Source organism: Kribbella sp. NPDC056345 (assembly GCF_042262745.1).
Taxonomy (GTDB): Bacteria; Actinomycetota; Actinomycetes; order Propionibacteriales; family Kribbellaceae; genus Kribbella.
In genome coordinates, this window is sequence record NZ_JBHJQQ010000018.1 from 57,468 (window position 1) to 69,876 (window position 12,409).

General features: G+C 68.0%; 11 protein-coding genes. 4 read left to right on the forward strand and 7 right to left on the reverse strand.

The window, feature by feature from the left end; genetic code table 11:
• Positions 1-30: 30 nt before the first annotated feature.
• Positions 31-1,977, reverse strand: coding sequence for a M13 family metallopeptidase (locus ACFCV3_RS38180; protein ID WP_376039134.1), 1,947 nt, complete (start codon positions 1,975-1,977; stop codon positions 31-33).
• Between the two features lie 128 nt (positions 1,978-2,105).
• Between ACFCV3_RS38180 and ACFCV3_RS38185 the strand changes: the two genes are divergently transcribed.
• Positions 2,106-3,041, forward strand: coding sequence for an SMP-30/gluconolactonase/LRE family protein (locus ACFCV3_RS38185; protein ID WP_376039136.1), 936 nt, complete (start codon positions 2,106-2,108; stop codon positions 3,039-3,041).
• 4 nt (positions 3,042-3,045) lie between these two features.
• Here the strand turns inward: ACFCV3_RS38185 and ACFCV3_RS38190 are convergent, their stop codons facing one another.
• Positions 3,046-3,339: an HU family DNA-binding protein gene (locus ACFCV3_RS38190; RefSeq protein ID WP_132408068.1), complete on the reverse strand. Its 294-nt coding sequence runs from the start codon at positions 3,337-3,339 to the stop codon at positions 3,046-3,048.
• Positions 3,340-3,433: 94 nt separating this feature from the next.
• A complete protein-coding gene (locus tag ACFCV3_RS38195; RefSeq protein WP_376039137.1) occupies positions 3,434-4,207 on the reverse strand; it encodes a phytanoyl-CoA dioxygenase family protein in 774 nt (257 codons plus the stop codon).
• A 71-nt stretch (positions 4,208-4,278) separates the two neighbouring features.
• On the opposite strand from ACFCV3_RS38195, the gene ACFCV3_RS38200 reads away from it, so the two are divergent.
• The 3 genes from ACFCV3_RS38200 to ACFCV3_RS38210 all read left to right on the forward strand — a co-directional run bounded on the left by ACFCV3_RS38200 (position 4,279) and on the right by ACFCV3_RS38210 (position 6,753).
• Entirely contained in the window at positions 4,279-5,082 is an 804-nt protein-coding gene (locus ACFCV3_RS38200; protein ID WP_376039140.1) for an AraC family transcriptional regulator, read from the forward strand.
• Positions 5,083-5,165: 83 nt separating this feature from the next.
• Positions 5,166-6,185, forward strand: coding sequence for an LCP family protein (locus tag ACFCV3_RS38205; protein ID WP_376039142.1), 1,020 nt, complete (start codon positions 5,166-5,168; stop codon positions 6,183-6,185).
• Positions 6,186-6,189: 4 nt separating this feature from the next.
• Positions 6,190-6,753, forward strand: coding sequence for a DUF1990 family protein (locus ACFCV3_RS38210; protein ID WP_376039145.1), 564 nt, complete (start codon positions 6,190-6,192; stop codon positions 6,751-6,753).
• On the opposite strand, the gene ACFCV3_RS38215 is transcribed toward ACFCV3_RS38210, so the two are convergent.
• The 4 genes from ACFCV3_RS38215 to ACFCV3_RS38230 form a co-directional block, all read right to left on the reverse strand.
• Positions 6,727-8,850, reverse strand: a complete 2,124-nt coding sequence (locus tag ACFCV3_RS38215; protein WP_376039148.1) for an MMPL family transporter — start codon at positions 8,848-8,850, stop codon at positions 6,727-6,729. The two genes, ACFCV3_RS38210 and ACFCV3_RS38215, sit on opposite strands and share 27 nt — an antisense overlap.
• Positions 8,851-8,931: 81 nt before the next feature.
• Positions 8,932-9,618: a response regulator gene (locus ACFCV3_RS38220; protein WP_376039151.1), complete on the reverse strand. Its 687-nt coding sequence runs from the start codon at positions 9,616-9,618 to the stop codon at positions 8,932-8,934.
• The gene (locus ACFCV3_RS38225) at positions 9,521-10,735 is read right to left on the reverse strand and encodes a sensor histidine kinase (protein ID WP_376039154.1); all 1,215 of its coding nucleotides are present in this window, start codon (positions 10,733-10,735) and stop codon (positions 9,521-9,523) included. The genes ACFCV3_RS38220 and ACFCV3_RS38225 overlap by 98 nt, the downstream gene beginning before the upstream one ends.
• A 4-nt stretch (positions 10,736-10,739) precedes the next feature.
• A complete protein-coding gene (locus tag ACFCV3_RS38230; protein ID WP_376039157.1) occupies positions 10,740-12,347 on the reverse strand; it encodes an alpha/beta hydrolase in 1,608 nt (535 codons plus the stop codon).
• Positions 12,348-12,409 lie beyond the last annotated feature (62 nt).

Sequence of the window (12,409 nt, forward strand, 5' to 3'; positions counted from 1 at the left end):
CGGCGGTGTGCCCCTTGTCGGCGGGGTGAGCTACCAGATGCGGACTCGGTCCTCGGGGGCGAGCCACAGGGCGTCGTCCTCGGTGGTGCCGTAGGTGTCGTGGAAGGCGTCGATGTTCCGCACGACCGCGTTGCAGCGGAACTCGGGCGGCGAGTGCGGGTCGATGGTGAGGCGGCGGGCCGCCTCTTCGGGACGGGTCTTGGTCACCCAGCAATGCGCCCACGCGCCGAAGAACCGCTCCGCACCGGACTTGCCGTCGATCACCGGTGGCTCGGCACCGCCGAGTGAGAGCTGGTAGGCGTGGTAGGCGATGGCCAGCCCGCCGAGGTCGCCGATGTTCTCCCCGAGGGTGAGCTTGCCGTTGACGAACTGACCCGGTGTCTCCGCCGGCGACAAGGCGTCGTACTGCGCGACGAGCTTCTCGGTGAGCGCCTCGAAGGCGGTCCGGTCCTCGTCGGTCCACCAGTCGTTCAGGTTGCCGGCGCCGTCGTAGCGCGAGCCCTGGTCGTCGAACCCGTGGCCGATCTCGTGCCCGATCACGGCCCCGATCGCGCCGTAGTTGACCGCGTCGTCGGCATCCAGGTCGAAGAACGGCGGCTGCAGGATCCCGGCCGGGAAGACGATCTCGTTCTGCCGGGGGTTGTAGTAGGCGTTCACCATCTGCGGCGTCATGTGCCACTCGTCGCGGTCGACCGGTGTCCCGAGCTTGGCCAGCTCACGCGCGGTCTCCACCGCGACCGAGCGCTTCAGGTTGCCGAACAGGTCGCTCGGGTCGATCTCGAGCGCGCTGTAGTCCTTCCACTTGTCCGGGTAGCCGATCTTCGCCACGAAGGTGCCCAGCTTGTCGAGCGCGCGGCGGCGGGTCTCCGGACTCATCCAGTCCAGCCCGTCGATCCGCTGCCGGTAGGACTCGACCAGGTTCGCGACGAGCTCGACCATCCGGGACTTGGCGGCCGGTGGGAAGTGCTCGGTGACATACAGCTGGCCGAGCGCCTCTCCGAGCGCCGACTCGACCGCGCCGAGCCCGCGCTTCCAGCGGTCCCGCAACTCCGGGGCGCCGGTCAGAGTCTTGCCGTAGAAGGCGAAGTTCTCCTCGACGAAGGCCTTGCTGAGCACGGGTGCGGCCGAGTGCACGATCTGCCAGCCCAGCCACTCCTTCCACTGCTCCAGGCCGATCTCCTGCAGGGCGGCCGCGGCCGCGGTCAGGAACTCCGGCTCGCGCACGACGACCTGCTCGAACGCGCTCTCCGGGACACCGGCACCGGCCAGCCACCCGGACCAGTCGAGCCCGGAGGTGAGCTTCTCCAGCCCGGCCCGGTCGAGCTTGTTGTAGGTCAGGGTGACGTCGCGCTCCTTCACCCGGTCCCAGTGGTGCGCAGCCAGGCGCGTCTCCAGCTCCAGGATCCGCTCGGCGGCTCCGGCCGGATCGGCCCGGCCCGCCAGCTCGAGCATCCGGGCGACGTGGGCGACGAACGCCGTCCGCGTCTCGGCGAAACTGTCCTCGCGGTAGTAGGACTCGTCGGGCAGGCTCAGCCCACCCTGCATCAGATACACGATGTGCTGGTCGGACTTCTTCGCGTCCGCGGCGACCCAGACCCGGAAGATGCCGGAGACACCCTCCAGCTCGAGCTTGCCCAGGACCGCGACGAACTCGGCGATCTCGGTGACGCCGTCGGCCAGCGCGAGCTGCCCGGCGATCGGCTCCGCGCCCAGCCGCTCGATGGTCTCGGAGTCCATGAAACTGGTGAAGAGATCGGCGATCTTGCGCGGTTCGCTGCCCTCGGGATGACCGGCGGCGACGGTCTTCTCCACGATCGCGCGGACATCCTGCTCAGCGGTGTCCCAGAGCGCGTGGAAGGCGCCGTAGATGGCCTTGTCGGCCGGGATCTCGTGCGCGGCCAGCCACGGACCGTTGACCGACCGGTAGAGGTCGTCCTGCGGCCGCACCGGACTCGAGCTCTCACTGTCTGCTGTCATCCCTGCCCCAAAAGTTTCGTGTCGAGTTGCTGACAGTGAACATACCCGGTTGCCGGCGCCCGTTCTGAACTTTCCACAGGCCGATCCCGTTGTCCTGACCGAGACCCACGGATCAGGAGGACCCGCCCATGTCACACCTCGTCCGCCGGCTGGCAGTACTCGCCGGCGTACCCGCTCTGCTGCTCGGTCTGGTCAGTGCACCGACCGCAACGGCGACTCCCCAGCACACCAGTTTCCCGGCCCGGATCGAGCTTCCGGCCGGCTTCCAGCCCGAGGGCATCGCGATCGCCCGCAGTACGGCGTACTTCGGCTCCCGCGCCAACGGAGACATCTACGCCGCCGACCTGCGCACCGGCACCGGCAAGGTGCTCAGCCCTGGACCCGGGACCGGCTCACTCGGTATGAAGGTCGACCACCAGGGCCGGCTGTTCGTGGCCGGTGCGGCCGGCGGCAACGGCCGCGTGATCGACACCCGGACCGGCAAGGTGCTGGCCAGCTACACGTTCACCACCACGACGCCGACGTTCGTGAACGACGTCATCCTCGGCAAGGACGCGGCCTGGTTCACGGACTCGCAGCGTCCGGTCTTCTACAAGCTGCCACTCGGTCGGCACGGCAAGCTGCCGGCGAAGGCGGAGACCATCCCGCTCACCGGCGACTACGAGCACAAGCCCGGCAACAACGGCAACGGCATCGCCCTGACGCCGGACGGTAGCGCGCTGATCATTGTCCAGTCCTCGACCGGTTTCCTGCTCCGGGTCGACCCGCGGACCGGTGTGGCCCGGCAGATCGACCTCGGGGGCGCGCTGATGACCAACGGCGACGGTCTGCTGCTGAGCGGCCGGACTCTGTACGTCGTCCAGAACCGGCTGAACAAGATCGCAGTGGTCGGCCTGGACAAGGCCGGTACGAAGGGCACCGTCCTGCGCGAGATCACCAGCACGGACTTCGACGTACCCACGACGGCTGCTGCCTTCGGCAACCGTCTCTACCTGCCGAACGCCCGCTTCACCACACCACCGACCGCGACCACGCCGTACTGGGTGACCGCGGTGCAGCGGTAGTAGATCAGGAGATCGTCCGGAGGTTGCCGCGTGCGGCAGCCTTCAGACGGCTCCCGCAGGACAGTCGTACGGAGTAGCCGGCCGGGATCGACAGCGGCTCGCCGGTCTGCGGGTTGCGGCCGGTCCGCGGCGCGCGCAGGACCCGCTCGATGCTCAGCAGACCGGTCAGGGAGACCTTGTCGCCCTTGTGCACGGCTTCGGTGACCACGTCACCGAGCGCGTCGAGGACCCGCTCGGCCTGGTTGCGCGGAATGCCCGCCTTCTCCGCCACTCCGGCGACCAACTCGTTGCGGTTCACGGCTCTCCTCACACGACTCGACTGATTCACGGTTCGACCGGAACCTTAACCGAAATGATTGTCGTTAGCGAGAAGCAATCCGGATATCGGTCGGTCAGAGTCCGTCTTTTTCGTGCCAGTCCGCCTGCCAGCGGGTGTCGATCGCCTGGTCGACACGCTGGTAGCGGATGTCTGTTGAGAGCCGCATCACATCCGAGACGTTGTCCAGAGCCGCGTGGATCGTGTGGGCGGTGTGGATGACCACGTCGCCGGCCGCGTAGTCGGTCACCAGCCAGTTGGCGTCGTACTGCTCGGCCAGCGCCGGCAGGTCGGCGGTGATCGAAGCAGCCGGCCGTTTCAGGCTCTCTTCGTCGGCGAGCACTCGGTGGTGACTGCGTTCCAGGTAGGTCAGACCGCCCCGGCTGACCGGACAGTCGCCCAGGGGGATCCACGCCGACAGCACCTGGTCGGTCCCGCCGCGCAGGTAGACCAGGTCGTAGTGCGCCTGGGTAGCGGTCCCGATGCCGTTCTCACCCGGAGCGGTCTGCCGGATGATCTTCCGGCGGTGCAGAAACGGTTCCCCGCCCAGAAACCACTCGAACCATCCCTTCAGGAGCGCGCAGAAGGCGGCGTACTCCGGACCCGGCACGATCTGCTCGAACAGCACGCTCCGGTACGACGCCCGGTCCGTGGCAGCGCCGGTGAGCTCGAAGTAGTACCTCCGGAACTCCAGCACCGCCTGCGGATCCAGCAGCCCTCTGAGCAGCAGATAGCCGTCCCGCTGCAACCGGGCCCGCAGTACCGGTAGGTCGGTCCGCTCGTGAGCCGGTACGGCGGTCAGTTCGCCGAGCCGTCGTTCGTCCAGTACGTACCCGTTGGATGTCAGCACATCGACAATTCCACCGGTCACAGGCGTCGACCGGAATGGACAGGGCGGAGTACTTCTTGGACTCTTGTGCCATGGCCAACTGGTCCACTTACCTGACTCCTGGCCCTGCTGAGCAGCAACTTGGACTCTTCTGCCTGGGTGTCGGTGGGCAGGTCAACGCTGGGAAGCCCGCGCCGGAGCGGGCGCTCGGGTGTCATGCGTTGGTGTGGGTGAAGGAGGGCCGGGGGCAGCTCCTGCACGGTCCGGACCGGCAGCTCTCTGAGGTACAGGCGCCCGCCATGCTGTGGCTCTACCCGGGTGTTCTGCACGGTTATCGGCCTGCGACGAAGTGGCGGCAGCTGTGGGTGCTGTTCGGCGGTACGGCGACCGCCGGGCTGGCCGCACTCGGGCATCTGGACGTCCACAGGCCAGTGAGCCGGTACGCCGATCCCAGGCCAGTCGACCGGGCGTTCAGCCGGCTACTGCGGGTCGCCGGCGCGCACAACGCCGTACAGACAGCGGGAGCGTTGTACGACCTCTTGGCGGCGGCTGCACCGGAGTCTGGCGAGGGAGTGGCTGAGCGGCTCGCTGGGCTCGCCTGTGTGGTCGGTTCGGTTCAGGACTATGCCGCCGAGCTCGGGCTCACAGTGAAGGAGCTACGCGAGGCGGTACGGCGTGAGGCCGGAGTGACACCGCAGGAGCTCGTGCTGCGGACCCGGCTGAGTGTGGCGAAGGCTCTGCTCGCAGAGGAGGAGCTGTCGATCGCTGCCGTGGCCAGGCGGGTCGGATACGAGGACCCGGCGTACTTCAGCAGACTGTTCACAGCGCGTACCGGGGTGTCACCGCGCACGTTCCGGCGGTCTGGTTCGATTCCCGGGCCGATTTCCTCCTTCTGAAGGAGGCGGTACCGACTTTCAGACCGCTAGATTCGTTCACTGGAGTGACGTCCGTGGGGCCGCGCACCGATACGGTCGTAGGTATGAGTCAACCGCAGCCCATGGACCAGCGTTTCGCGAGCAGGCCGAACGGCCGCCGCCCGAAGAAGCGGAAGAACTGGTTCCTGAGGACCATCGGCCTGCTGATCCTGGCCTTCGTGCTGATGCTCGTCACCGTCCCGCTCTACGCGTGGAGCCGGATCGACAAGATCGACGCGATGCCGACGGGTACCAGGCCGGCCGCCACGTCCGGTACGACGTACCTCCTGGTCGGGTCGGACGGACGGGAGGGTCTGAGCCGCGCCGAGCGCGCTCGGCTGCACACCGGGAAGGACTCCGGCTCGCGTACCGACTCGATCATGCTGATGCACGTCCCGGCGTCCGGTCCGACCGTGCTGGTCAGCATCCCGCGCGACAGCGTGCTCACGGTGCCGGGCCACGGCAAGAGCAAGGTGAACGCTGCCTTCGCGTACAACAAGGGCAATCCGTCCCTGCTCATCAAGACGCTGGAGAACAAGACCGGCCTGCGCATCGACCACTACGTCGAGATCGGCTTCAGCGGCTTCGCCTCGATCATCGACAGCCTGGGCGGGATCAACATGTGCGTGCCGAAGGCCATGAAGGACCCGGATGCGCACATCGATCTGAAGGCCGGCTGCCAGGACCTCGACGGCGTGAACGCTCTCGGCTATGTGCGCTCGCGGAAGGCCGACGGCAAGAACGACTTCGGCCGCGTCGAGCGGCAGCGCCAGATGGTCGGGGCGGTCGGCAAGAAGGCGAGCTCCCCGTCGACGTTCCTCAACCCGGTGCGCTACTACAGCGTTGCGACCAAGGGCGTGGACGCACTCACCGTCGACAAGGAGATGAGCCTGTTCGACTTCATCAAGTTCGCTCGCGGCATGAGGGCTGTCTCCGGTAGCGGCGGTGTCACGTTGACTGTGCCGATCGGTGATGAAAGCGTCCGGGTCGGCAGCGGGATCGGCGTCGGCTGGGACGAGGCGAAGGCCAAGGCACTCTTCACCAAGCTGAAGTCCGGCGACACGACCGGGCTGAAGAGCAGCTGACCTGATGCGGCTCGACGACCTGCCCCAGCTGCACTTCACGTACGACGTGGTCGGTTCGACCCGGTTCGACGAGACTCCGGCCGGTTACCACCGGCTGGAGCACCGGGCCCGGCTGGGTGACGGCGACGAGGTGTTCCGGCGGGCAGGTGAAGCCCTGCTGAGCTGGCGGATGCACCGGCTCGCAGGGCTGCCGTTCACCACCGAGGGTCCGGCAGCGATCGGGGTGAACGCCCTGGGACGACTAGGGGCAGGCATGGTGATCGGCCGGCTGCGGACCGCCGTACCGATCGGTCTGGTGGGGCTACCGATCCCGTGCCGGGTGGTCTGGACAGTCGACGAGCCGGACCGGATCGGCTTCGCCTACGGGACGCTGCAGGGACACCCGGAGTCCGGCGAGGAGTCCTTCGTGGTGACGCGAGAGTCTGACGGCATCCACTTCACCGTGACCGCCTACAGCCGTGCGGCGGCCTGGTACGCCCGTCTGGGCGGATCGGCCACGCGCACGCTGCAGGGTCTGGCGGCTAAGCGTTATGCCAACGCCTTAAGGCGCCTGGCGGTGACCAGCTAGCTCACCCTGTCGGCGCAGGGACTCGCCTTCGATGTCGACGGTGGGTAGCAGGCGCTCCAGCCAGGCCGGCAGGTACCAGGCGCGGTTGCCGAGCAGCGCCAGGACGGCGGGCACGATCGTCATCCGCACGACGAACGCATCGACGGCGACTGCGAACGCGAGCCCGAACCCCATCTGCTGGATCAGCGTCTGCCCGGCCAGGATGAAGCCGGCGAAGACGGCGACCATGATGACCGCCGCTGCGGTGACCACGCGGGCGTTGTGGGCGAAGCCGTCGACGACAGCGGCGCGTGGACCGGCACCTTGCACATGTGCCTCACGCATCCGGGTGACCAGGAAGACCTGATAGTCCATCGCCAGTCCGAACACGACACCCACCATCAGTACCGGGAGCATGGGTATCACCGGCGCCGCCTGCCCTTCGATCCCGAACAGCCCGGCCAGCCAGCCCCACTGGAAGATGGCGACCAATGCGCCGAAGGTGGCCGCCACAGTGAACAGGAATCCCAGCGTCGCCTTCAGCGGTACGACGATCGAGCGGAAGACCAGCATCAGCAGCAGAAACGCCAGTCCGACCACCAGCGCCAGGTACGGCGCCAGCGCGTCACCGAGCTTGTCCGACATGTCGATGTCCACCGCAGTGGCTCCGGTGACGGACACCCGGGTGCCGGGGAGCTCCGGCAGGTCCCGCAGCGTCTGAACGAGTTCCTCGGTCTCCGAACTGCCCGGACCGGTCGTCGGGACCACTGTCAGCAGCGCAGTGTCCCCGGCTGGGTTGACCCGCGGTGGCTTGACCGCGGCCACGCCCGGCAGCGCGCTGATCGTTTGAGCGGTGGCTGCTGCGGCGGCCGACGTACCGCCGTCGACGACGACAAGCAACGGCCCGTTGACGCCAGGCCCGAATGCACCCGAGACGAGGTCATAGGCCTTGCGTTGAGTGCTGTCCGGCGCCGCTGTGCTGTCGTTCGGCATCGCCAGCTCGAGATCGGTGGCCGGGAGCGCGATTGCGCCGAGACCGAGCACAGACACAGCCAGGACCGCGACCGGCCGGCGAGCGACCATGCGTGCCCAGTTGCGCCCCATGGAACCGGTGCGTTCGTTGGGAGTGACCCGGCGGCCCGCGAAGCCCAGGAGTGCCGGCAGCAAGGTCAGAGCGATGGCAACCGCCAGTACGACGGTCAGCGCGGCAGCCACTCCCATCTGGGTCAGGAAAGGGATGTCGACGACGAACAGCCCGGCCAGAGCGATCACCACGGTCGCCCCGGCGAACACCACTGCGGACCCGGCCGTCCCCACGGCACGCCCGGTCGCCTCCTCGGGGTCGAGCCCGGTGCTGAGTTCGTGCCGGTAGCGGGACATGATGAAGAGCGCGTAGTCCACCGACACCGCGAGTCCGAGCATCAGGGCCAGCAAGGGCGTTGAACTCCCGATGTCGACGAAACCGGACGCGGTGGAGATCGCAGTCACCGCGATCCCGATGCCGACCAGAGCCGAGAGCAGTGGCAGGGCCGCGGCGACGAGTGAACGGAACATGAGCAGCAGGACCAGGGCGGCGACGGCAAGGCCGATCACCTCGCTCAGGGGCGGTCCGCCCGGCGCTTCCAACGCGTCCCCGCCGTACTCGACGGTGAGTCCGCTCGCCCGGGCCGGAGCGATGGCGGCATCGACCGCCTCCTTCGCTTCGTCGGTGACCTCCGCCGAGGGGACGCCGAAGGTCACCTGTGCATAGCCGGTGCGCCCGTCGGGCGACACCGTCTTGGCGGTGAACGGATCGACGACACCGTTGATCTGCGGTGCGGTGGCGATCCTGGCGATCGTCTGCCGGACCTGCGGCTCGTCGGCCAGTTGCCGGCCCGGCTCGGTCTGGAAGGCGATCCGGGCGGTCGCCTGGTTTGCCCCGGCTTGTGGGAAGCGTTGCGCGAGCAGATCGGCCGCACGCTGTGACTCGGTGCCCGGAATCGAGAAGCCGGTCGCGGTCGGGCCGGAGAGGGTGACTGACCCGACCACGCAGGACGCCAGCACCGCCAGCCACAGGAACGCGACCAGCCCGCGGCGACGGAACGCGAACCGGCCGAGCCGATAGAGGTAGATAACCATGCCGTCGATGCTCGCGAGGCCGATCCGTCGCGCGCGTCAGCTGCCGGTGGGCTCCTGGCTGTACGGCGTTCGTCGTACGGGCTACTGCAGCGGCGGTACGACGGTCCCCGGCTGCACGAGCCCGGTCTGGTAGGCGATCACGACCAACTGTGCTCGATCGCGGCAGCCGAGCTTGGTCATGGCCCGGTTGACGTGGGTCTTGGCGGTCGACGGCGAGAGCACCAGCCGGAGCGCGATCTCGTCGTTGGACAGCCCGAGGGCGACCAGTCCGACGATCTCGCGCTCGCGTTCGGTGAGGGCGTCCAGCACCGACGGGCCGATCTCGTGACCGGTCCGTGGTTCGGCCAGGAACCGGTTCATCAGGCTGCGCACAGCCTTGGGTGACAGCAGCGCGTCGCCGCGCGCCACCACCCGGATCGCGTCCACCAGCTCGTCCGGCTCGACGCTCTTGCCCAGAAAGCCGCTGGCACCGGCCAGGACGGCTTCGAACACGTACTCGTCGATCTCGAACGTGGTCAGGATCAGTACCTTCACGCCGGCCAGATCGTCGTCGGCGGTGATCGCCCGGGTCGCCGCCAGCCCGTCGGTCCCGGGCATCCGGATGTCCATCAGCACCACGTCGGCCCGCTCGGTCCGGGCCAGCTCGACGGCCTCGTGCCCGTTCGCGGCCTCAGCGACCACCTGCAGGTCCGGTGCGGAGTCCACCAGCACCCGGAAGCCGCTCCGGATCAGCGTCTGGTCGTCGGCCAGCAGCACTCGGATCGTCATCGGTGACTCCCGTCAGGAGGGGAAGGACGGCCGACACCTCGAAGCCATCCGCTGTCGGCCCGGTCCGGAGTGTGCCATTCACTGCGGCGACGCGCTCGCCCATCCCGATCAGACCATGCCCGATCAGACCGTGCCCGGCCGATGGAGTCGCGTTGTGGTGGTGGCCTCCGGTGTCGGTGACGACGACCGTGAGCGCGTCCGCTCCGCGGGCGATGGTGATCCGGACCTGCGCGCCCGGGGCGTGTTTGAGGACGTTGGTCAACGACTCCTGCACGATGCGGTACGCCGTGAGCTCCACAACCTCAGGTAGGTCGCCAAGGTCGGCCGGGCGAGTCCACTCGACCGCTACCCCTGACGCTTCGAAGGAGGTGACAAGAGTGGGCAGGTCGCGGAGAGACGGTGATGGCACTGTCGGCAGCGGAGTGGTGGAGCGGCGGAGGACACCGAGCAGGATGGTCAGCTCCTGCAGGACAGTGCGGCCGCTGTCTCTGACCAGAGCCAAAGCGTGTTCGGCCCCGGGCGGGTCGCGGCGTAACAGGTGGGCAGCGACTCCGGCCTGGACGTTCATCAGGGCGATGTGGTGTGCCATGACGTCGTGCAGCTCGTGAGCGATCCGCAGCCGCTCTTCCCGGGCTGCTCGGTCCGCCAGCTCACGCATGTAGGCCCGCCGGTACCGCTCCGCCTCGCCGATTGCAGCGCCGAACAGAACGACCAGACCATTGAACAGATTCGCCGTCAGCTCGCCGTGAGTGAAGACGGCCGCCGCCCCCAGCGTGACCGCGACGACAGCGATCACAGACGTCATGCGGGTACGGCGGTCGTTGCGCAGCATCACCGTGTACGCAGCGCAGGCCATGAACAGCCCGATCGGGCTCAACGCCTTCTGACTGACCGAGTAGCTAACCCCTGCTGCGGTTGTGAGGCCGAGAGCGAGCAGCGGGTTCTTCCGGCGAACCAGCATGCCGCCTGCCGCTGCAGCGCACAGCACGATCCCTGAGACGGCCAGCGTGACCTCGCCCTGTTGCCGCTGACCCAACAGGACGAGGTTGAGCACGAGAATGGCTAGGGCCAGTAGACAGTCGAGCAACCACCCGCTCCGCAGCGACGACCTACCCATCCCTTCACAGTACGTGGCCGACGTGCAGCTGACGTCCTGCTGTTGCAGTACCGCCGACGTACTGCAACGGCGGTATTGCGACAGGTGCCTTCAGTGCGGCCGGGGTCGGCACCGGCAGGGCGTGGCCCGGTACCGACATGTCGCCTGGCGGGAGCTCACCGGTGAGCAGGTACTTCGTGCCGATGGCGTTCGCTGCGGTGTTCACCATGGACTGCGGGTTGGCGAAGACGCAGTGTGCACCAGAGTCCCGTTCGGTCACCAGAACCGAGCTCCGCAACACCTTGTGCAACTTCAGAGCACCGCTGTACGGCGTGGCGGGGTCGCCGACGGTGTTGAACATCAGGATGCCGGGGAGCCCTCGTCCGGTGATCTTGATCGGCTCCTGGTCCGGCACGGGCCAGTTGCGGCAGACGCTGCCGGTGATCCACATGTTGTCCCACGCGACCTGGGAGACCTTCGCGAGCCGGGCTGCGTCTCGCTCATAGGTGGCCTTGCTGTCCGGCCACTTCGAGTCGCCACAGATCACCGCACTGAAGGCCGCGGTGAACCGCTCGGCCCCAGCGCTGGTGTTCGGTGTGGCGAAGTCGACCAGCGCGGTGTCGTCACCATCGACCACGTAGGCGCCGAGCGCCTGGGTGAAGGGGATCCAGAGCTGGTCGGAGGTCATTGCTGCGAAAGTGGCGCCGAGGAACTCGTGGCCACCGACCGGACCATGCGGCTCGGCGCGGAAGTCGGCCAGCGTCTTGTTCCAGTTGGCGCGGACTGCGCGCACGGTGGTGCCCAGGTGGAACACCGCGTCGTACTTGGCGACCCAACCGAGATATCTGTCGAGGCTCTTGGGGAATGCGACGCTCTGGGACATTGCCAGCTGGTAGAAGAGGTCAGGTGGTGTGGGGTCGACGTTGCCGTCCAGGATCATCCGGCCGACCCGGTGCGGGAACAGTTCGGTGTACACCGCGCCGAGGTAGGTGCCGTACGAGAAGCCGACATAGTTGAGCTTGCGTTCGCCCAGCGCGGCCCGGACGTGGTCCATGTCCCGAGCGACGTTGTCGGTGCCGAGGTGCGGCAACAACGCGCCGGCCTTCTCGCCACAGCCGTCCGCGTAGCCGTCCCACAGCTTCCACAGCATGTCGCGGCTGGCCGGAGCATCCGGATCCGGCTGCGGGACCGGGAAGTAGTCCGGGGCGGCGCAACTGATGGCCCCGCTGTGCCGGACTCCGCGCGGGTCGAAGCCGATGACGTCGTACGCATCCAGTACGGCGGGCTCCAGCGGCGTGAAGCCGGTCTCGTCGGGGGTAGCGACGTAGCCGGCCATGATCACGCCGCTACCGCCCGGCCCGCCCGGGTTGACGACGAGAGACCCCAGTCGCTTGGACGGGTCGTTGGCGGCGTGCTTGGTGACCAGCAGCGGGATGGTCGCCCCGGACGGGCGCCGGTAGTCGACGGGCACCGGCAACGTGGCGCAGGTCAGCGCTGGGTAGAACTCAGCGATGTCGGCCGGGCATGCCCCGAACTCGAGCGAACTCGGTGGCGGAGCTCCGGCAGCCGCGGGGACTGCCGGAGTGATCAGGGCCAAGGTGACTACGGCGATGACGGGAAGGCGAACACGCATGCGGAATACCCCCTGGTGTGGATGCGTACAGGCACCCTGCCAGGCAACGCGGGACGCTCACC

Bases quoted from the DNA above. Each gene is read 5' to 3' on its own strand.
- ACFCV3_RS38205 (WP_376039142.1), top strand. From the start codon at position 5,166: ATGAGTCAACCGCAGCCCATGGACCAGCGTTTCGCGAGCAGGCCGAAC.
- ACFCV3_RS38200 (WP_376039140.1), top strand. From the start codon at position 4,279: ATGGCCAACTGGTCCACTTACCTGACTCCTGGCCCTGCTGAGCAGCAA.
- ACFCV3_RS38215 (WP_376039148.1), bottom strand. From the start codon at position 8,850: ATGGTTATCTACCTCTATCGGCTCGGCCGGTTCGCGTTCCGTCGCCGC.
- ACFCV3_RS38180 (WP_376039134.1), bottom strand. From the start codon at position 1,977: ATGACAGCAGACAGTGAGAGCTCGAGTCCGGTGCGGCCGCAGGACGAC.
- ACFCV3_RS38210 (WP_376039145.1), top strand. From the start codon at position 6,190: ATGCGGCTCGACGACCTGCCCCAGCTGCACTTCACGTACGACGTGGTC.
- ACFCV3_RS38185 (WP_376039136.1), top strand. From the start codon at position 2,106: ATGTCACACCTCGTCCGCCGGCTGGCAGTACTCGCCGGCGTACCCGCT.
- ACFCV3_RS38230 (WP_376039157.1), bottom strand. From the start codon at position 12,347: ATGCGTGTTCGCCTTCCCGTCATCGCCGTAGTCACCTTGGCCCTGATC.
- ACFCV3_RS38220 (WP_376039151.1), bottom strand. From the start codon at position 9,618: ATGACGATCCGAGTGCTGCTGGCCGACGACCAGACGCTGATCCGGAGC.
- ACFCV3_RS38225 (WP_376039154.1), bottom strand. From the start codon at position 10,735: ATGGGTAGGTCGTCGCTGCGGAGCGGGTGGTTGCTCGACTGTCTACTG.